11 protein-coding genes are annotated in these 20,151 nt (G+C 49.2%); 4 read left to right on the top strand and 7 right to left on the bottom strand.

What is annotated here, in order from left to right:
• Positions 1 to 8: 8 nt before the first annotated feature.
• Both ACTU3N_RS21590 and mdtK read right to left on the bottom strand, forming a co-directional pair.
• Complete coding sequence (locus ACTU3N_RS21590) at positions 9 to 9,260, bottom strand: putative adhesin (RefSeq protein ID WP_443088182.1); 9,252 nt, start codon at positions 9,258 to 9,260, stop codon at positions 9 to 11.
• 234 nt (positions 9,261 to 9,494) lie between these two features.
• Complete coding sequence (gene mdtK, locus ACTU3N_RS21585) at positions 9,495 to 10,868, bottom strand: MdtK family multidrug efflux MATE transporter (RefSeq protein WP_443088181.1); 1,374 nt, start codon at positions 10,866 to 10,868, stop codon at positions 9,495 to 9,497.
• 312 nt (positions 10,869 to 11,180) lie between these two features.
• On the opposite strand from mdtK, the gene ACTU3N_RS21580 reads away from it, so the two are divergent.
• Positions 11,181 to 11,816: a riboflavin synthase subunit alpha gene (locus ACTU3N_RS21580; protein ID WP_443088180.1), complete on the top strand. Its 636-nt coding sequence runs from the start codon at positions 11,181 to 11,183 to the stop codon at positions 11,814 to 11,816.
• 67 nt (positions 11,817 to 11,883) lie between these two features.
• On the opposite strand, the gene cfa is transcribed toward ACTU3N_RS21580, so the two are convergent.
• Both cfa and punC read right to left on the bottom strand, forming a co-directional pair.
• Positions 11,884 to 13,032, bottom strand: coding sequence for a cyclopropane fatty acyl phospholipid synthase (gene cfa, locus ACTU3N_RS21575; RefSeq protein WP_443088179.1), 1,149 nt, complete (start codon positions 13,030 to 13,032; stop codon positions 11,884 to 11,886).
• A gap of 300 nt (positions 13,033 to 13,332) precedes the next feature.
• Positions 13,333 to 14,532 (bottom strand): purine nucleoside transporter PunC, encoded by a 1,200-nt coding sequence (punC, locus tag ACTU3N_RS21570; protein ID WP_443088367.1) that lies wholly within the window; start codon positions 14,530 to 14,532, stop codon positions 13,333 to 13,335.
• Positions 14,533 to 14,645: 113 nt separating this feature from the next.
• On the opposite strand from punC, the gene punR reads away from it, so the two are divergent.
• On the top strand, positions 14,646 to 15,554 hold the full coding sequence (gene punR / locus ACTU3N_RS21565) for a DNA-binding transcriptional activator PunR (protein ID WP_443088178.1): 909 nt from the start codon (positions 14,646 to 14,648) through the stop codon (positions 15,552 to 15,554).
• 18 nt (positions 15,555 to 15,572) lie between these two features.
• On the opposite strand, the gene purR is transcribed toward punR, so the two are convergent.
• Complete coding sequence (purR, locus tag ACTU3N_RS21560) at positions 15,573 to 16,598, bottom strand: HTH-type transcriptional repressor PurR (protein ID WP_443088177.1); 1,026 nt, start codon at positions 16,596 to 16,598, stop codon at positions 15,573 to 15,575.
• A 298-nt stretch (positions 16,599 to 16,896) separates the two neighbouring features.
• Here purR and cydH point away from each other — a divergent pair, with 298 nt between their 5' ends.
• On the top strand, positions 16,897 to 16,986 hold the full coding sequence (gene cydH / locus ACTU3N_RS21555; protein ID WP_443088176.1) for a cytochrome bd-I oxidase subunit CydH: 90 nt from the start codon (positions 16,897 to 16,899) through the stop codon (positions 16,984 to 16,986).
• Between the two features lie 172 nt (positions 16,987 to 17,158).
• Complete coding sequence (locus ACTU3N_RS21550) at positions 17,159 to 18,328, top strand: MFS transporter (protein ID WP_443088175.1); 1,170 nt, start codon at positions 17,159 to 17,161, stop codon at positions 18,326 to 18,328.
• A 34-nt stretch (positions 18,329 to 18,362) separates the two neighbouring features.
• Here the strand turns inward: ACTU3N_RS21550 and sodB are convergent, their stop codons facing one another.
• Complete coding sequence (sodB, locus tag ACTU3N_RS21545) at positions 18,363 to 18,944, bottom strand: superoxide dismutase [Fe] (protein ID WP_443088174.1); 582 nt, start codon at positions 18,942 to 18,944, stop codon at positions 18,363 to 18,365.
• A gap of 123 nt (positions 18,945 to 19,067) precedes the next feature.
• Positions 19,068 to 19,871, bottom strand: a complete 804-nt coding sequence (locus tag ACTU3N_RS21540; protein WP_443088173.1) for a C40 family peptidase — start codon at positions 19,869 to 19,871, stop codon at positions 19,068 to 19,070.
• Positions 19,872 to 20,151: the final 280 nt, after the last annotated feature.

The raw sequence follows: 20,151 nt of genomic DNA, 5'->3' as shown, positions 1-20,151 counted from the left end.
AAAGGTGGCTACTCTATATTATGGATATTATGGCCCTGTACTAAGGAGAAAAAGAGCGCCAGATGTTTGTAATCCGCTTCGCTGATTGGATCACTGTTTTCTCTTTTCCTTCTGTCAGAAATTTCAAGATTGGCGAGGTGTTTTACAAAAATGGCAAAACTATCAGCATTGCTTGTAATTAGGTTTGCCTTCAACATGGGATCATCATGGAACATTTTTCTGATGGTAAAGTCATCAGGCGTTTTTTCAAATTTATAATATTTTTTCATTATCGGCAAAAATTCTCTCCACAATGCGTTAGTTCTAATATCCTCCCTGGTCAGGAGCCGATTTATATACTTGAGTCCGCGTTGAGCATCAACAATATTAAATTCTTTATTGGCAAAATCTTCCGGTACTAATTTAACATATTGAATGTCCAGTGTTTCGCCTACGATATGCGACGTTTCATGGAGTATCATATGTTCCTGATTCATATCTTTATAATCAACGCCAGCCTCCTTTGAAGTGAGTGGAAAATAACTGTCATTAAGTATGAAAACCCGCCTGTACGCATCACCGGGCATAACGAATGCTGACGGGAGCGTTGAGCGATAGTGCTTATTATCAATAGTGCTGTGCCAGATGCCGGGGATATGTTCATCGGCTGTTTGGCGGGTAGAAACAATTGCAAAGTTCGAGTAATCCATATCGCCAGATTCATCAAGGAAATCATGAACACGTCTAATCATTAGCCTCAGGCGTTCAGTGACTTCCTTTAACACTTCATCATTAGTTGTATCAAAAGCATACGATAGATAATCACGGATTCGTGTGTTATAAGTCTTATTATTAATTTTTGATAAGGCTTTATTGATGCTGGTTTTCGCTTTCCATATATTAGTGATTAACTGTGCGCGGGGTTTGTTAATATAACCAGGTGCATGCATACTGGCTTGTGGGCCAGCCTCAAGACCATAAAAAATATCGTAAGGTTGGTGGTAATAATAGTGTTCAATCGACTGGCGAATTAACTTTTCAACGGTATCAAAATGGAAGTAGGACGTCACTTCACCGAGTGGTAAAAAATTTCTCAACTTTTGGTCGGCTTTGAGCGGATAGGCTTCTACTTGCTGATCAAATGTCCAGCGAGCAGTGGGTTGCCTGGTGCAAAATTTTCTCTGCGTGTCGCTTATTTGGGGATCGGCAACCACCGGATCAGAGGGGGATATCGGGTTTTTGTCAGGTGTGCGACAGGTATAATAATGAAGATCCACCTCGCCTTCAGGGTACAATTTGGCTATTGATTCAATTAAGTCCGATGAGTGTGTAGAGGATGGAAATAGCTGCACTATGTTTTTGTTATACTGCTTAGCCATGTGGTAATGATTGATTTTGGCGTCCTCAAAAGCCGTGATGGCATAATCATCTACCTCCTCACCCGGCGCGTACGCTTCTGCCGGAAAAAGCTTTCCGCTCAGGAAATCATCTGCGTTTCCTTTGTAAGGGAATAAAGCCTGGCCTTTTGCTGTATACCAGGTGACATAAATATTGTCGGGGAGTTTACTTTTTCCCGCTAAGTTTTGTCCATGTCCTAAAATAAAGATATCATGCGAAGCGCCTTGCGGGTGGTATAAATTAAATGAGGGGTACTCAATACGCACGACCTTACCTGGCAGACGAGCCAGGTGGGTGGCCCCGGTCGGTACTAATTTGCCAAGGCTTTCATCAAACCGTAACACTTCCGAAAAATCAAACCCCGGTGATATACTTTCATACAGATCGGCTTCCCTGCAGTATTTCAATATATTGATTCGTGAATAAGGTTCACGAATAGGTTTAATGTTTCCCGAGCGTGGATCGTAATAGTAGACTTGCTGGATGTTTTCCGGCTCACCTAACACTATTAATTTATCAGTTTTGCCAAGGAATTCTGCTGAGTAAAAAGCATGCCCTTTTCTTAATAAGATTCTGTCATCCGGAGTTTTGAATATATTCCTGTAACCAGGAATGTCCTGTAAAAGCGAAGCCGTGACCCGTTTTGTGTGGAGAGACGGGGTTTCATCATCCGGAGAGATGATAAAATCTGTCATTTCCGCTTTATCTTCCTGGGCGCTCATCACGCCGCGCCGCTGTCCGTATCTTCTGACCCAGGGATGAAGGATTGACGAATCATGGTCGCTGATGGAGGTTAGATAATGCAGGTCCTGGGTGATTAACGTCATAAACTCTTCCGAGTTAAGCATGATTTGCGCTCTGATCCCAGGATCGGTATCGACTAAATAATCAAATGTTCGCGAGTCTACTGAGATGTCCGCAAGTTTGTCCTGATAATGTTGATATAAAGGAGATTTGCGTACATATTCCGCAATGGTTTCATGTAAACGATGGCTGAGAGCTTCATTTCTTCGAGCCAGTCGAATTTTATCTTTTAAAAAGGTCCATGCGTCATTGATATTGATAAAAATCCCCTCGTCTCTTGGTAGCTCCCAGGCAATCGTAGCAGCTTTTGTCGAACGCAGCGACTCCGCAAGAATGGCGCCCGTGAGTTCCTTGAGCGCGACTTCATTTGCGTTATTACCTACATCTGTTAAATCCAGATTAATATACATATGATGAGGCTCATCAGGATGGATATAAATTAAATTGCCCAGAGCCCTTACATACCTCGGATTTGTACTGTCGGTGAGATCAAAGACAGATAATAGTTTAAAACTACGTCTGTTTAAATCCTCCTGTACCATCTTTAGACGTGAGGAGACTGAATTTTCAATATCAGCTAAAAAATTAGGTGAGTCTTTTTTCAGTGCTTGAATCAGATAATCTTCAACAATGGGATGATCATGACTTTCCGGATTAAGCGAATCTATAACCCGTGGTAACATAACTTCTTTCAGATAATCAATTTTTCGGTTGGCAGACTCTATACCCTCTCTAATATAGTCTGAGTGGCGCGATGTTAATTCTTTACTGTCATAAATTGCGATCCTGTATTTCTGGTCACGGATGATATGCTCCGGGAACAAGGCTTGTGCTGCGGCGCGCCTTAAAGTGGCGCTGTTGAATTTTCTACTGGCGGCTTCACTTACAGGGGGAGGTTGCGAAACATATAATTCATCTGACTGCGCCAAATCCGTACTTAACTGTTCAAGGTCATTGATATAAGAGAGCTTCCTGAAAGGTCGTTTCTTTAGATAAAGACTCGCTTCCTCTTTACTAATATTTAGCTTTTCAGCAATAAATGTCGGCAGATCAACAATTTTTATTCTGCCATCAATCCGCGTTATAACAATAGTGGCAATTTTTTTCTCCATGTTATTAAAGTCGCTTCGCCCTGTCAGTTTTAGACAAGGGAAACCTGTCGGGTTTTCCATCTTATTGCTTGCTTCAATAATCTCAGCATTGAAATACTCATTATCATGGTTGAAATAAAACTGATTCGTTTCCAGGTCCTGATATAAATAGGGGATGTCGTCATACCTTACCGCGTGTAATTTTGCGGCCGGAGGAACACGATCGCTGCTCATTTCTTCCTCTAACTGCCGTTCAAGGTGCCTTCTTAGACCTGCCTCCATAATAATGCCTGAGCATGCCCCTCTACCTGGTGCTCTGGCACGGCGGCAAAACGCGAGTTCCTCAAAATCGAAAGCAGGCTCCTCCGGCTCAGAACGTATTCTGAGCCATGTATCATTATCGTACCAGTAATCTATCGTCGACTTCCCGCCATAGGTCATGATGTTCATTTCATCAGTGGAGTATCTGCTGACAGTAAAATAATGCCCATTAAGGGCAAAAACGGTATTTTTCCTCGCCAGATCGCTATAAAGCCCTGGACCAACATGATCGGGTAACGAGTGACTGACTTCTTTACCGTAGGTATCAAGAAATTCCCAGCCGCCTTTCTCCATATAAAAAGGCTTTTCTTTATCGGCAATCGATAACATTTTTGATGCAAACAAAGTATCTTCATGTCTGACCAGCGTAAATCGATTATTTTCAAATTTTATAACAGCGTCTTCATATTCGGGGAGGGTCACTTCCCCGGACGCGGTGTTCGGGTTTTTCGTATCAACATTGTAATAAGCGTGATTATATTTAATGTAGGCATTATGATAAGCATCATAACTTAATCCCTCATCCTGTATCGGACCGAACTTTATCTGATCGGCCTCATTGCCAGCATATTTACTGTCGAGAAGTATTTGGAGTTGTTCATCGATTTCAACTGATTTTCTTTCAAATTTCCAGCCATATGTCCCCTGTACAAGTAACCGCCCAATGCCACCGGTTCGATCATTATTTATCGTATAGGCTACAATATCTTTACCAATTTTATATTCTGTGGCTGGAATGAAATCCATGCCAGTGTAAACACCTGTCATTTGTTCATTGTTAGCAAGCTGAATGGTGTAAATACCATTATTATCCATTGTTATATCTCTGTTCTTAACCATGTCAGAAAGCCGAATTTTATGAATGTCTTGATATTTTTTTGCTTCATTTTTTATTTTTATACCGTCCGGGTTAATAAGCTCCCATTTTTCATTGTGAGGGTTGAAGTTAATAAAATTTGTTTTGCCTGTGTCATCGTGAAATATTGGAACTTCATCATAAGTAGTTTTAAATGGATACTCTCTGCCTTTGATGTTAATGTACCTTCTGCCAGCGTTTATATTTTTGAATATTGTATAAAAAGGATTGGCTTTCGAGCTAAATGTTTTTTTCAATAAGTAAGCGGGGGTTTTAGGACCTTTAAACGTGGCGAGATCAACGCGCATATAACCTAGTGTCTGCAAAAATAAGTTTGTAAGCTGTTCTCCGCCTATTTCCTTCAGATTTTTACCATCTGCGACGTCGGCGGTAAATTCCAGCCAGGGGCCAACCAGGTTTTGTAAAACGGTGACTGGTGCAAAGGGTTTGGCGAATGATAATGCTGTGTTAATCGCCACATCTATAGGGACTGTTATGGTTTGTAACCACTCGGCATCTTCCGGAGTGGGACAGTCCCCGCCCAGGTAATCAATATGGTAAATTTCCTGCCAGGCTTCGGCATTTTTTGACACGGGGAACTGAAGCGTTTGCCCTGCCCACCGTAAAACCTTAGTAAATGAGACATCTTTATCCCCCAGACATTCCAGTTCTGGTATCACGATAGATGTCACTTCACCGTGCCCAGGGACAAGGACCTTCCCCTCTTTCCCTCTTCCTGAGCCAACTCTTTCCTCAGGAAGAAAAACGTCATCGTGCGAGTCGGGAAAGTATGGGCGTCCGCTATTTTTTGTCTGCTCCTGCGGTCGCCGGAAAAATTTTCGGTGTATTTCGTGAGGTATAACCTCTGTTATTGGCTCGTCGCTCTTTGCTGGACTGCTTGTCGTAACGGTCTCATTGCCGCGGGGAGGGCTGATATTTATGGCGGGGGCCTCGGGGGCTGCTGCTCCGAGGTATATTCCCACTGCGCCCAGCGTTAGTCCGCCAGCAATTTCGGCCGGAAGGGTATTGGGTATGGGCGGCGGAGCGAGAGGGTGAAGCGGTGCGACGATGGGCGAGGGAATCGACAAACTGAGTGTATCTGAGCGGCTTAGCGATCCGCTGCCTGGCGTATCTGCACGCCCGGTTTCTGAGCTTACATCCGTATCGGTCAACTCATCATATTCGGTTTCCCGACTCTGCACGGATTCGCTGTCGGTTAATTCTTCATATTCTGTTTCCTGGCTCTCTGCGGAATCGGTATCCGTCAGCTCTTCGTATTCGGTTTCAAGACTTGTCTCAGAATCAGTCAAATCTTCATATTCCGTTTCCCGACTCTCAACAGATTCCGGCTGTGAATTTTCTCCCTGTTCACTTTCTGGTTTTTTCCGGGTACTTTCTGGTTTATTTTCCTCTCCTGGCTTAGGGTTATTCTCAGGTCTGCGCCGTTCAGTTTTGATGCCGTGATGGTGAGGAATATGGATATGCAACGGTGAGCTCAATTCGTCGGATTTAGAATGCTTTGCCTGCATGCTACGAAGCGAGGCATAAGTGTTAATCCAGCTATCTGTTGTTGCATTATTACGTGCCGAGGCCAACAGGTACCAGGTATCCAGTGAAAGCTGGGTCAGCAAGTTATCTGAATTTAGCATCAGATGCGCCCGATAAGCGGGATCAAACCGGGTGAGATAGGCGGCTATATCCGGAGTCAGCGACTGTCTTGCCAGCGTGCTGTATGCCGGGCTATTTTTCATATATCGCTTGCTTACCGCCTGCAAATTTTTTAACTGCTCCGGTGATATTTTTCTCTGCGCTAATTTTCTCGTCATTAACGCCTGCGCATCCTTCACTGGAAAATACATACCGTTATTTTGGCGGGTATTAAAAATATTATAGGCGAGCCCGGTGGTGTTGGCTGTTTTTTGAATAAGATCTGCGGTCAGTTTGATTTGTGCTTTGTCATTAGCGTCTATTTTATGTGTGTTGATATATGTATTTCCGTCCTCTGGCGAAACATACGCCAGTGGTCCGCGTATTTTTTCCATCCTGACTAATTCTACATTTTTTCCGCCGACCAGATAAATATCATTTTCTTTTAGTTGATTATAAATTCTGCACAGCCGTTTACGTAATGAAACGGCAAACTCAGACTGAAACTCATCCCCCGGAATCCCTGTGGCTTCATCGAGATATGATTTCACTACCTTCCATGAAGGGGAGTCATAATAAAGATTTTGTACTAAAGAAGTTAATATTTTCTCTTTAAGGTAACGAACTGAGTTTTGTACGGTATCTTGTATTGCCTTTTCGTTGTCCGAACGCGAAAATTTATTGTCAGATAGCTTGTGTAAAGTTAATTGTGCTGAATTGATGCGATGAGGATATAATGCTTTGGCAGCAAGGATGGCATCCGGAGACTGTGTTTTTTTTACTCTGGTGGTTGGTGCAGGGGCGACATAATAGTTTTCCAGTGCGCCGCTAATACTTCCCGCTCGCTCAGCGATTGCAATGTTTTTATTATGCCGCCATGGGAATTTTTTAATATATAGCTGTGCCACATCTTTACTGATATTTATGTTTTCAGCGAGGTATCCTTGCAGCGATTTTATTTCAATGCGATCTTTTTTCTTGTCAATAATAAGTGTTGTTATCTCGCTGTTCCTGCTGTAAAAATTGCTTTTTGCATACACAGTGAAGCAATCTATACCTGCCGGGTTCGCACTCTCTTTGGCATCAATAAGCGTTGCTGGAAAATATCTTCCATTATAATAAAAATAATCATAACTGCTGCGTGAATCAGACCACAATATTGGCAATGCAAACCGCTTTTTTTCGATGAGATTGACTTTGTCAGGTGTTACTGCGATTGAGTTATTAGCGATATTATCCTGCAGTTTTTGATTCACTTCCAGTTCTATAACGACAGGCAGTTTCCCTTGCCCGGAGGGATACTGAAAAGGAAGGTTAGTATAAAAAAGAGAAGTATTACCATATCTGACACGTACTAATGTATCACCTGCAGCCCATAACAGAATATCGCTTTGGTGCTGATAGGGCGTATTAACGTTTTTTATCCGAATTAACTTATCTGAATATTCGCGAACCACGTAATTATCATCATTGACGCTAAATATCAGGCTGTGATCGTGGCCTCTGCTCAGGCCGGGGAAAGGAAGCGCGTTGATGGCTTTTGCTGAGCTGGTGAAACCATTTAATTGCAGGTAGTGGATCGCTGCGCGTTCAATAATAAATGGTGCGGTTGAGCTAAGCTGTGCTTTTACTTTTATGTTTTCAAGAGGAGAGAGCATATCTTCCGCACGCCTGAGCAATATCACGCCTTTCTTGTATTCGATATGCGAACCCGGGTAATCAGTTAATGTAAGATAGTCTTTTTGGGTTTCAGGATCATAGAGCGAGTCAACATTGAAATATGCATCGCCCTTTTTCAGAAATTTTCTGCCCTGATTATCATTGTTGAGTCCGCTATCGGCTTGTATTTTACTGACAGGAACACGAGGGGCTATTTTGTTGCAGCGATCGCGGTTTTCAAGCAGATTTTTTAGCGACTCATCCATTCTTGTTGTTGGGCGCTCAAAAGACCACCCATAGTTGCTTTGAATGATAACCCGGTGACGCACGTCAGGATGGCATGCGGAATACGCCAGCGGTTTCGGGCTTTTCGTTGCGTTGCCGGTATACTCCTCTGCCATAACAGGTATAAATTGGCCGCCGATAAAGAGTCCCGGGGTATCCGGCATCCCCGGTGAAATAATAGTGATAAGATCCTCGGTATTGTCGAATATCATCCGCGCACCCGCAGGCAGTGCCGTCAGCGACCTGCTGCGCTTTGCCGCCCATTTCCGGTTATGCTCTGAATAACCCTGATTATCTGTTTCACGGACAAACTCCCAACACATCTCTTTCTGATTAAAGCGAATAAATCGGCAGCGTCCTTCGTTATCAACAACATAAGGCGTACCGTCGGGCATCGTACGCAAAAGAAAACCCTGCGAACCGATAATCGCATAGGGATAACCCTGCCAGGCGATAAAACGCTTCAGGATCTCAATGTTGGCTTCAGGCTTTTTATCCGGGCGATACAATAACAGGCTTTCCGGCGTGGTTAGCGTTGACAGTAGCACATTCACCAGCACGGATAATTTCTGCCTGGCAATATCCGCAGGCAGGCCTTGCATGCTGCCACCGAGCATCGCAATCAGCGGCGTGAGCATGAGTTGCGTAACCGCTTCTGGCCTGATGCCCGGAAAGCGCGCAATTACGTCGTTACGCGTGGCATTCAGCACAGGAATCAGTTCTGAAGATGGCTGCATCACCTGGGCGGGAGCGACCAGCGCAGCCGTTTGCGCAAATGCTGTGTCTGGTGAGTCTTGCGCGCTCATCGCATGGCCGGGTTTTCCGTCTCCCCGGCGAATTAACAGCGCTGTGCCCAGGGCTGTGACGGCGGCGGCTGAGATAATGCCAAGCGCAATGCCTGTCGCGGAACATACTGACCTGGCGTGATTTTCCTGCGCCTGTTGCTGCAAAAAGGCGGTCTGTTCCGCTTCGAGGCTGCGGCTTTGGCGTGCTTTTGTAATCCACTCCAGTTTCTCCTGGGAGGGGGCTTTATCTCGCAGGCAGTTCGCCAGCCACTGGCAGGCGCGCCCGGGCATCCATAGCAGGCGGGAGCGTACACCTGCTGTCGCGTTGACGGATTCGAGTTCTGTTATCAGGGGGGAAAAATAGGTGGTGTTGGTAGGATGGGAAGAAGCGTCTGACGGTAAAAATTTATGCTCAAGAGAGAGTGCTTTTGGCATAGAAAATTCCTTTTTAAGGTTTATGCCAGACAAAACTACCGTTATGCTCAGATGAAATTCGTACAAAAAACAATCAAATCATGATGCTCTGATAATGGAATGTTCTGCAGGTCACGTCGCGACGTGAGCGGCCGCGGTTTTAACATAGATTCTGAAAGTGGTAAGAGCAGGCCAAGGGGAGATTGTGTTAACCAACCAGGAGAGAGTAGCCGCTTTGTCGCGGCTACCCTTGTCTTAGCGCGCTGCGCGCTGCAGGATCCAGGACGAAGGCTGGCGCTGTATAAAGCGCATACGCAGCATCATCAAAATAGCCGCACAGGTCAGGCCAATAATAAAACCAAACCAGAACCCGGCAGGCCCCATCGGTTCCACCACCCAGTCAGTCAGTGCCAGGATGTAACCGGACGGTAACCCGAGCACCCAGTAGGCGGTAAAGGTGATAAAAAAGATCGAACGGGTGTCTTTATAACCGCGTAGCACGCCACTGCCAATAACCTGAATCGAATCGGAAATTTGGTAGATGGCTGCCAGTAACATCAGATGTGAAGCCAGGGTAATAACCTGGATATTATCATTGTAGAGCAGGGCGATTTGCTCGCGCAGCATAACGGTAAACACTGCGGTTACCGTTGCCATACACACGCCGACGATGATACCGGTGCGTGCGGCGATTTGCGCATCGATTGTCGAACCCTGACCCAGGCAAAACCCCACGCGGATCGTGACTGCGGCGGCAAGGGACATGGGTAAGACGAACATTAGCGAGCTGAAATTAAGCGCTATCTGATGCCCGGCCACATCGACAATGCCCAGCGGAGAGACAAGTAAGGCAACCACCGCGAACAACGTGACTTCAAAAAACAGCGCCAGCGCAATAGGCAATCCCAGTTGGGTAAGGCGTTTTAACACCTCGATGTCTGGCCTGGGAAAGTGCTGATTCTGCTGAATATCCCGCATCGAACCGGCGCGTTTAACATAGGAGCGCATGCAGAAAAACATCACCCAGTACACGGATGCGGTTGCCACACCGCAGCCGACGCCGCCCAGCTCAGGCATGCCAAAACGGCCATAGATAAAGGCATAATTCACCGGAATATTAACCAGCAGACCAAGAAAACCCACCACCATGCCCGGTTTGGTACGGGCAAGGCCTTCGCACTGATTACGCATCACCTGAAAGAAAAGATAGCCCGGCACGCCCCACATGAGGGCACGTAAAAAGCCGACGGCTTTTTCAGCCATCAGTGGATCGATATTATGCATGGAACGAATGATATGACCGGCATTCCACAGCACCAGCATGATTGCTGCAGAGACCAGCGCGGCCAGCCAGAAGCCCTGGCCTACCTGATGCGCAATACGTTCGCGCCGCCCGGAACCATTGAGTTGAGCAATGACTGGCGTCAGCGCCAGCAGCAAGCCATGACCGAATAAAATAGCGGGAAGCCAGATAGATGTTCCAATTGCGACGGCTGCCATGTCCGTGGCGCTGTAGCCCCCGGCCATAACGGTATCGACGAAGCCCATCGACGTCTGGGCGACTTGCGCAAAAATTACCGGCAGGGCGAGTGCCAGCAACTGACGCGCTTCTGTTACATACTTCTGCACGAGAACACCTTTATATTGTTGTTATAAGCAAGAATGGAACGATTATTGAGAAAGGAGCTTTTCCATGTGCCAAACCTGGCCGCCCTGCGATGTAGGCGACACCTGTTCAAATACTACCTGTTAAGGCACGCTTTTGCCATGTTAAGCATTAGTATTAGCTGGCTTTTTGCACCTCTGAGAAAGTTCAACAAACCATCGACGCGGCAGGAATCTGTGCCGCCTGGTGAATGAAACTGGCAAGGGCTATTTTCAACTGTTATTGTGCGTGAAGAAAACGGCAACGCCGTATGAATGGGAACAGGAGTAGGAAGTATGTTTACTGGTATTGTGCAGGGCACGGCAAAAGTGGTGTCGATTGATGATAAACCCAATTTCCGTACTCATGTTGTGGCGCTCCCCGAACATATGCTTGATGGTATTGAAACCGGGGCTTCCATTGCCAATAACGGCTGCTGCCTGACGGTAACCGCCATCAACGGCAACCTTATCAGTTTCGATCTGATGAAAGAGACGCTGCGTATTACCAATCTTGGCGAATTGCAGGTTGGTGATACGGTAAATGTGGAACGCGCGGCAAAATTCAGTGATGAAATCGGCGGGCATTTAATGTCGGGTCACATTATGACCACTGCCGAGATTGTGAAAATTCTGACCTCTGAAAATAACCGCCAGATTTGGTTTAAGTTGCAGGACCCTGCATTGATGAAATACATCCTTTATAAAGGATTTATTGGTATCGATGGTATCAGCCTGACGGTAGGCGAGGTGACCAGCAGCCGCTTCTGCGTGCATCTGATCCCGGAAACATTGCAGCGCACCACGCTTGGCGCGAAAAAGCTGGGGCAACGCGTGAATATCGAAATCGATCCGCAAACCCAGGCTGTGGTCGATACGGTTGAACGTGTGCTGGCAGCGAAAGACGTCGCCATCATCAGCAGCGAAGAGTAATTCGCTAACCGCCTGACACTAAAAAAGGCCGCAGCATCAGCAAGCGGCCTTTTTTTACAGGCGAATCTTAACGCGCGACGCGCAACCCGCCCTCTGCGCCGCGACTAAACAGCACCTGCCAAAGCTGAATATCGCGAGCGCGGAAAGCGCCTGCACATGCATTCAGATAGTAACTAAACATACGTTTAAAACGTTCCGAATAGTTGTCGGCAATCTGCGGCCATGCGGCAAGAAAACGCTCATACCATGCCATCAGCGTACGGTCGTAATCAGCGCCGAAATTATGCCAGTCTTCCATCACAAAATGCGTTTCGCTGGCTTGCGCGATATGGCGTACGGAAGGCAAACAGCCGTTAGGGAAAATATAACGGTTGATCCACGGATCGACGTTAAGATCGGTTCTTTTCGAGCCAATAGTATGCAGCAAAAAGAGGCCGTCCGGCTTGAGGTTTCGGTCAACGACGGTGAAATACTCAGCATAGTTTTTCGGCCCGACGTGCTCAAACATGCCCACGGAAACGATGCGGTCAAACTGCTCGTTCAAATCGCGGTAGTCCTGCAGGCGGATATCCACATCCAGCCCTTCGCAGCGCGCCCGCGCCATTTTTTGCTGCTCAGCAGAAATCGTCACGCCGACCACGCTGACTGCGTAATTTTTAGCCATAAACTCGGCAAGCCCGCCCCAGCCACAGCCAATATCCAGTACGCGCATACCAGCCGTTAACTGTAACTTTTCGCAACAAAGCTTGAGTTTGGCCAGCTGAGCCTCTTCCAGGGTGGTTGCGTCTTTCCAGTAAGCGCAAGAATATTGCATTTGCGGGTCCAGCATGCGGGTAAACAAGTCATTACCTAAGTCGTAATGCTCTTTACCGACAATCCAGGCGCGTTTTTTGCTTTGCAGATTAAACAATCTTGCTGCGGCGATGCGGAGTGTGTCTTTAAAATGGCGTGGAAGCTGGTTTTCCAGCCCGGCGCGTAAAACCTTGCTAAAAAAGATGTCCAGGCGTTCGCACTCCCACCAGCCATCCATATAGCTTTCACCGAGGCCGAGTGAGCCTTCCTGTAAAACGCGTTTAAAAAAATCAGGATTTTTCACCTGAATATCTGAAGTTGCGGGTCCGTTGATGCGGATACCTGCGCGGCTCAGTAACTCGTTTGCTATACGGAACCAGTTGTCATCCCGTACGCTAACTTCTTCTATACATGATGAACTCATACTTTCTCCATCACTTGTCCGTGACCAGAACCTTAAAACAGCGTAGACGCTATTTTGGCGGTTTGTGGAAAATCTCACGCTCAGGCCGTGAGGATGATATCCGACGTAGAACAGAGGAAGGGAGGGACCCTTGCCGAAAGGCCTTCCATGGGCAAACGGACGCATTCCCGCGTCCGTTACTGCATAATATTTATCGTATTTATTTAACAACCGAATTTAGTATAGGCTCCAATATCGGTTGGTTCAACAGAAAACGCTTAGCAAACTAATTAATTTGCATCAATATAGTCGTCCGCGCAATTACCCGTGCGAGGATGCGGAGGCCATCTGTTGCTGTTTATTATCCTTTCCTTCATAGCGATGCAGGCGATAGCCCAGCGCGACCAACAGAACCATCGCCATCATCACGCTGGTGGTGGTGAACAGTGGCGTCACAATAAGCCATGAAACCACCAAGCTTGCTATGAAACACAGTCCGAGTTGCAGTGTGTTTTGCAGCGCCGCCGCGCGACCGGTTGCCTGCGGGAAGGGGCGCAACGCCTGCGCAACCACAATCGGGTAGATAGCACCGTTCGCCATCGCCATCAGGCAGAACGGTATCAGTAATGCCGTGAGCGACACGCCCGGCAGCAGGCCCACGGCCCAGGTTGCAATAACACTGACGGCAAAACCGCCCAGCAGCCACGGCAGCATGCGTTCCCCTTGCCATTTTTGCAGCGCGGCACGGCAGCCATATCCGCCGATCAAAAAAGCGATAGTTTGCGGAACGTAACTCAGTCCGATTACCGACGGGCCATAGCCCATCTCATGCAGGATAAATGGAGAACCGGTAAGCCAGGCGAAAAAACTGGCCGAGCAGGCTGCATAAATCATCACGTTGCCGCAGTAGGCGCGAGTGCGCAGCAGATCCATAAAGGTCAGCTTCTCCTGGGGCTGCTCAGTATGCGTTGCAGACGGTTTCAGTCTCAGGGTCGGGATCATCAGCACCACCGTGATGGCCAGCAGCGTGGCAAAAATAGCCTGCCAGCTAAAATGCGCCAGCATCCAGGCCCCTAATAAGGGAGCCAGCGCAGGCGTTAAGCCGACCAGCGGCATAATGGTGGCGAAAATACGGTTTACGCGTTGCGCAGGATAATGGTCGGTCACCAGCGCCTGCCAGCTGACGGTGGCGGCGCAAACGCCCACGGCCTGCACAAAACGCAGCACCAAAAGCAGCGTGGCATCGCGCACCCACAATGTTCCCAGGCAACCGAGCGCAAAAATCCCCAGCCCGGCCAGCAAAACAGGTTTGCGGCCCAAACGGTCAGACAACGGCCCCCAAATCAGCTGCGCGATGGCGAAGCCCGCGAGGAACAGACTGAGTGTGGCGCTGACGACAGCCGGTGAGGTGTGCAAATCTTGCTGTATCGCGCTAAACGCGGGCAGGTACATATCGGTGGCTAAAAAGCCGAGCACGCTCAGTCCCGCGAGCCAGACCAAAAATCCTTTGCCAGGTTGCATCACAGTATCTCTTCTTTAAACAGGTATTCAGGGGTGTCGAGTGTAGGGAGTGCATTCCGGCTTGTGAAACGCTAATATTTGCGCAGTGGTTTCAAATTTTTTGCAGGCAGATTATGTGGTCCGAATATTCTCTTGAAGTGGTGGATGCGGTGGCGCGCAATGGCAGTTTTAGCGGGGCTGCACAAGAGCTGCACCGCGTACCTTCAGCCGTCAGCTATACCGTGCGTCAGCTGGAAGAGTGGCTCGCCGTGCCTCTGTTCGAACGGCGTCACCGGGATGTGGAACTGACGCCTGCCGGGGTATGGTTTTTGAAAGAAGGGCGTTCTGTTATCAAAAAAATGCAGATCACCCGCCAGCAGTGCCAGCAAATTGCCAACGGCTGGCGCGGGCAGTTGGCGATAGCCGTAGATAACATCGTTAAACCGGAACGCACGCGGCAGCTGATCGTCGATTTTTACCGCCACTTCAGTGATGTCGAATTACAGGTCTATCAGGAAGTGTTTAACGGCGTATGGGATGCGCTGGCCGACGGGCGCGTGGAACTGGCTATCGGGGCAACCCAGGCCATCCCGGTCGGGGGGCGATATGCCTTTCGCGACATGGGAACATTAAGCTGGAAGTGTGTTGTCTCCCGCAGGCATCCATTAGCGGCGATGCGCGGCCCGCTCAGCGATGAGACGTTGCGCAACTGGCCATCGCTGGTTCAGGAAGATACATCACGCTCATTGCCTAAACGTATTACGTGGCTGCTGGACAACCAGAAGCGCGTGGTGGTACCCGACTGGCGCTCTTCGGAAGCGTGCCTGTCGGCAGGGCTGTGTGTTGGTATGGTTCCGGCGCATTTTGCCCGCCCGTGGCTCGACAGCGGTGACTGGGTGGCGCTGGAGCTGGAAAATCCATTTCCTGACGCCGCCTGTTGCCTGACATGGCAACAAAACGAGGCGTCGCCCGCGCTGAACTGGCTATTGGATTACCTGGGAGATAGCGAAACGCTGAACCGGGAGTGGTTGCGGGAGCCATAACCACTCCCGCGCAGGATATTAGCGGCGATAGTCGCGAAACGGGCCATCGGCCACAGAGCGGCGTTCAATCAGTCGCGGGTGGACTTCAATGGACTGCGACTCTTCGCGTTTGTTGACAATCCTGTCGAGCAACATGGTAAACGCGGTTTCGCCCAGAGAATCTTTCGGCTGATGAATGGTTGTCAGCGAGGGCGTAAAGAAACGTGAGTTGCGCACATTATCATACCCGATCACAGAAATGTCCTGCGGCACCCGCAGCCCCATTTCATCGGCGGCGCAGAGCGCGCCCATCGCCATAATATCGCCGCCACAGAAAACGGCGGTAGGGCGGTGCGTTTGCGCAAGGATCTGCTGCATCGCCCGGTAACCGGACTCCGGCTCAAAGTCGCCTTGCACAATCCAGTTTTCCGGGACGGTAATGCTGGCTTCTTCCATCGCTTTCATAAAACCTGCCAGACGGCCCGCGCCGGTATTGCGCTCAAGCGCGCCCGGGATCACGCCGATTTCACGATGGCCGCGCTCCACGAGGTATCGCCCGGCCATATAGCCGCCTTCAAAGGCGTTATCAATCACCGAATCGGTAAAATCGGCTTTGGCTTCGCCCCAGTCCATCACTACCATCGGGATGTGACGATACTCTTCCAGCATGCTCAGCAGCTCTTGTGGGTATTCGGAACACATCACCAGCAAGCCGTCGACGCGCTTTTGCGCCATCATCGACAGGTAAGCCTGCTGTTTCTCAAGGCTGTTCCAGGCATTACCGAGGATCAGGGTGTAGCCTTTCTGGAAACACTTCTTCTCCACCGCTTCGATGATCTCGGCAAAGTAGGCGGCCTCGCTGCTGGTAGCCAGTAAACCGATAGATTTTGTATGGTTCACCTTCAGACTGCGCGCCACGGCGCTTGGCGAATAGTGCAGCTCTTTAATGGCTGCCCATACTGCATTGCGCGTCTCTTCGGCGACGAAACGCGTCTTGTTAATAACATGTGATACGGTTGTAGTGGAAACGTTTGCTCGTTTCGCTACGTCTTTAATCGTTGCCATCAGATGTCACTCCAGACCATATCATAAGCTCCTGAAAGTACTTAAGGTAAACGTTTGCCTTTACTCTCCCTGTACCCGGAAAAAAGGGTGCGGTACGCCGGGAAAACGACACTGGACGTCAGGAGGGGAGTCAATGGCCGGTACGCTAATAAATTTAGCGTCGAATTTTGGCTGATCTTAAGCAAAAGGGGAAGCGTTAATAGAGAGCAACCCTGAAATCCAGCAAGATTTTTGGCTTTAATTGTGCAAAAATGCGTTAACTCACTTTTTGTGGGGTAATTAAAATGGAGAAAAATTGATGAGCACCGACCTGAAGTATTCATTAATCACCACCGTTATTGTTCTGAGCCTGATCGTTGCCGGTGGCCTGACCGCTGCACTGCATTGATTTACCAGAGGGAGAGTCATCTCCCTTTGTTCTTTTTGCCCTCCCTGCCGATTGTTCCTCTCCCTGCAATACTCTTTTGTTTTTTTGCTGCTGTTGTTTTTTGTGACCTCTGTCATACTTTTGCCTTCTGCGACAGTATCGCGAGACGATGAGTCTTATCTGGAGTCACTTTATGAAAATTAATTTTCCCCTGCTTGCGCTGGCGATCGGTGCTTTTGGCATCGGCACCACCGAGTTTTCCCCGATGGGATTGCTGCCGGTTATCGCCCGTGGCGTTGATGTTTCAATTCCGGCGGCAGGGATGCTGATCAGTGCATACGCCATTGGCGTGATGGTGGGTGCGCCATTGATGACGCTGCTGCTTTCGCACCGTGCGCGGCGTAATGCGCTGGTCTTTTTGATGGCAATTTTTACTCTGGGTAATGTCCTGTCGGCACTGTCGCCGGATTACAGCACGCTGATGATCTCCCGGATAATTACCAGCTTAAACCACGGCGCATTCTTCGGACTTGGTTCGGTGGTCGCCGCAAGCGTTGTGGCAAAAGAGAAGCAGGCAAGTGCGGTCGCCACGATGTTTATGGGGCTGACCATCGCCAATATCGGCGGCGTGCCCGCTGCGACGTGGCTGGGCGAAACCATTGGCTGGCGCATGTCGTTCCTTGCCACGGCGGGGCTTGGCGTGGTGGCGATGCTCAGTCTGTTTTTCTCGCTGCCCAAAGGCAGTGCCGGCGAGCGCCCGGATGTGCGTAAAGAGCTGTCGGTGCTGATGCGACCACAGGTATTATCCGCACTGCTGACCACCGTGTTGGGCGCCGGAGCGATGTTTACCCTCTATACCTATATTTCGCCCGTGCTGCAAACCATCACTCACGCAACACCGGTGTTCGTGACGGCAATGCTGGTGCTGATTGGCGTCGGTTTCTCTATCGGTAACTATCTTGGTGGTAAGCTTGCCGACCGTTCGGTTAGCGGCACGCTGAAAGGTTTTTTACTGCTGCTGATAGCGATTATGCTGGCGATCCCGTTGCTGGCGCGCAGCGAAGTGGGTGCCGCCATCAGTATGGTGGTGTGGGGAGCCGCGACGTTTGCCGTCGTACCGCCACTGCAGATGCGGGTGATGCGTGTGGCGCACGAAGCGCCGGGTCTTTCATCCTCGGTGAATATCGGTGCCTTTAACCTCGGCAATGCGCTTGGCGCTGCTGCCGGTGGTGCGGTTATCTCCACAGGCATGGGGTATGCGGCGGTGTCGGTGATGGGAGCGATTATCGCAAGCCTTGGACTGCTGCTGGTGCTGTTCACAGGGCGTCCGCAGACGAAAACTGCCTGCGCGGCGATGGAGTAAAAATCAGGAGGGGTAACCCTCCTGATGCATTGCGTTATGCCGCGAGGTTTTGCGCCACAAACTGCCAGTTAACCAGCGCCCAGAAGTGCTCCAGATAGTTCGGACGGGCGTTGCGATAATCAATGTAGTAAGCGTGTTCCCATACATCAACGGTTAACAGCGGGGTCGCACCGGTCGTCAGCGGTGTACCCGCATTCGATGTAGAAACAATGGCCAGGGAACCGTCCGCATTTTTAACCAGCCACGTCCAGCCGGAACCGAAGTTTTTCACTGCCGCGTCAGTAAACTGGGCTTTGAATTGCGCAAAGCTGCCAAAGGCTTTGTTCAGCGCCTGCGCTACATCGCCGGTCGGTTCGCCGCCCGCATTGGGAGCCAGGCAGTGCCAGTAAAACGTGTGGTTCCAGACCTGGGCCGCATTATTAAATATACCGCCCTCGCTGCTTTTAATGATCTCTTCGAGCGTTTTGTCGGCAAACGGTGTGTCTTTAATCAGGTTGTTGAGATTATTGACGTAAGTCTGATGATGCTTTCCGTAGTGGTAGTCCAGCGTTTCTGCTGAGATATGCGGCGCCAGGGCGTCTTTTGCATATGGTAATGCAGGTAATTCAAACGACATTGCTTCTCTCCTTATTCTATTTTATGCACTCAAAAACCCTAATGAGTGTAAGGATAGAGTAGCAAATCAGGAGGCCCGGCAAAAGAGAGAGTTACCTGCCGAGGCACGGCAGGTGAGGGAAGATCAACGAATGTTTTTGGGGGTCACAACACGGCGCGCTCCGACATAGTGGCGCTGCCAGTAGTCTTCACTCAGCGACGTGACCTGAATATCCTGGCCGCTGCGCGGTGACTGAATAAACTTGCCGTTGCCGACATACACACCGACATGATCCGCACTGCCTCGCCCACGCGTGCGGAAGAACACCAGATCGCCGCTTTCCAGTTCGGCCACGTTGACCGGTGCCGCGTCGCGCAGGTGATACATTTCATTGGCCGTGCGCGGAATGCGGAATTTGACGATATCTTTATACGCATAATAGACCAGGCCGCTGCAATCAAAACCTGTGCTTGGCGACGTCCCGCCCCAGCGATACGGTTTACCAATCTGATTCATCAGCCTTGATATCGCGTTTTTCTGCGCGCGTGCGATGCGGGATTTATGCGCATCAGCAAGGGTTGCAGGCTGCGTGCTTTTGCTGCGAACACAGTGCGGGCGTTTGCCTTTGCGCGGCGTACACTCAAGCGTCCTGGCGGCGGTTAGATCAAGGCTGGATTTCGTGCGGCCTGTTGCGTGCTGAGTGGTTTTGCTGCGGGAGGTAGCGCGTTTTTTTGCTGAGGTTTTTTTTGTTCCTGCGGTACTGCGACTGTTTTTCTTTGCTATCTTTGGCGTGGTTGCTTTTTTCTTACGCTCGTCGTTTTTTGCCAGATGCGATTTTTGTACGGCCGATGCCCGCGCCTGTTCAGAGGCGCCAGCCAATGGCGTGAAACTGAGTGTGGTGAACAACAAAGCACAGAGCGTGATTGAAGCGTGTTTTATCCGCGCCACTGAGCAATCCCCTGTTAGGGCAGGCATTCAATAATGCATGCATATTATTTTAATGCCCCCGATTCTAATCCATAAAAAGCACAAAAGTTAATACTCTTTTTGCATCTGAAATTCCGTTTCGTTAAGGCGCGCAAAAAATGCGCCCGGGCCTGGGCTTTGGCGAAGTGTGCGAAACGTTGGCTTAGGCCATCTTTTTAAAGCAACTTTCGCTTACAGACGATAAAATGCAGGCTGGTGAACAAAATGTTATTTTCCGTTACTTGTCTGAACCGTTACACTA

This window comes from Vagococcus sp. WN89Y (assembly GCF_052220145.1).
Classification (GTDB): domain Bacteria; phylum Pseudomonadota; class Gammaproteobacteria; order Enterobacterales; family Enterobacteriaceae; genus Kosakonia.
The sequence above is the reverse complement of the archived record's forward strand: the minus strand, read 5'-3'. Positions and strand labels throughout refer to the sequence as shown.

What these genes read in the sequence shown, in the direction of transcription:
- ACTU3N_RS21590 (WP_443088182.1), bottom strand. Translation starts at nt 9,260, where the DNA reads ATGCCAAAAGCACTCTCTCTTGAGCATAAATTTTTACCGTCAGACGCT.
- ACTU3N_RS21580 (WP_443088180.1), top strand. Translation starts at nt 11,181, where the DNA reads ATGTTTACTGGTATTGTGCAGGGCACGGCAAAAGTGGTGTCGATTGAT.
- cfa (WP_443088179.1), bottom strand. Translation starts at nt 13,032, where the DNA reads ATGAGTTCATCATGTATAGAAGAAGTTAGCGTACGGGATGACAACTGG.
- punC (WP_443088367.1), bottom strand. Translation starts at nt 14,532, where the DNA reads ATGCAACCTGGCAAAGGATTTTTGGTCTGGCTCGCGGGACTGAGCGTG.
- punR (WP_443088178.1), top strand. Translation starts at nt 14,646, where the DNA reads ATGTGGTCCGAATATTCTCTTGAAGTGGTGGATGCGGTGGCGCGCAAT.
- purR (WP_443088177.1), bottom strand. Translation starts at nt 16,598, where the DNA reads ATGGCAACGATTAAAGACGTAGCGAAACGAGCAAACGTTTCCACTACA.
- cydH (WP_443088176.1), top strand. Translation starts at nt 16,897, where the DNA reads ATGAGCACCGACCTGAAGTATTCATTAATCACCACCGTTATTGTTCTG.
- ACTU3N_RS21550 (WP_443088175.1), top strand. Translation starts at nt 17,159, where the DNA reads ATGAAAATTAATTTTCCCCTGCTTGCGCTGGCGATCGGTGCTTTTGGC.
- sodB (WP_443088174.1), bottom strand. Translation starts at nt 18,944, where the DNA reads ATGTCGTTTGAATTACCTGCATTACCATATGCAAAAGACGCCCTGGCG.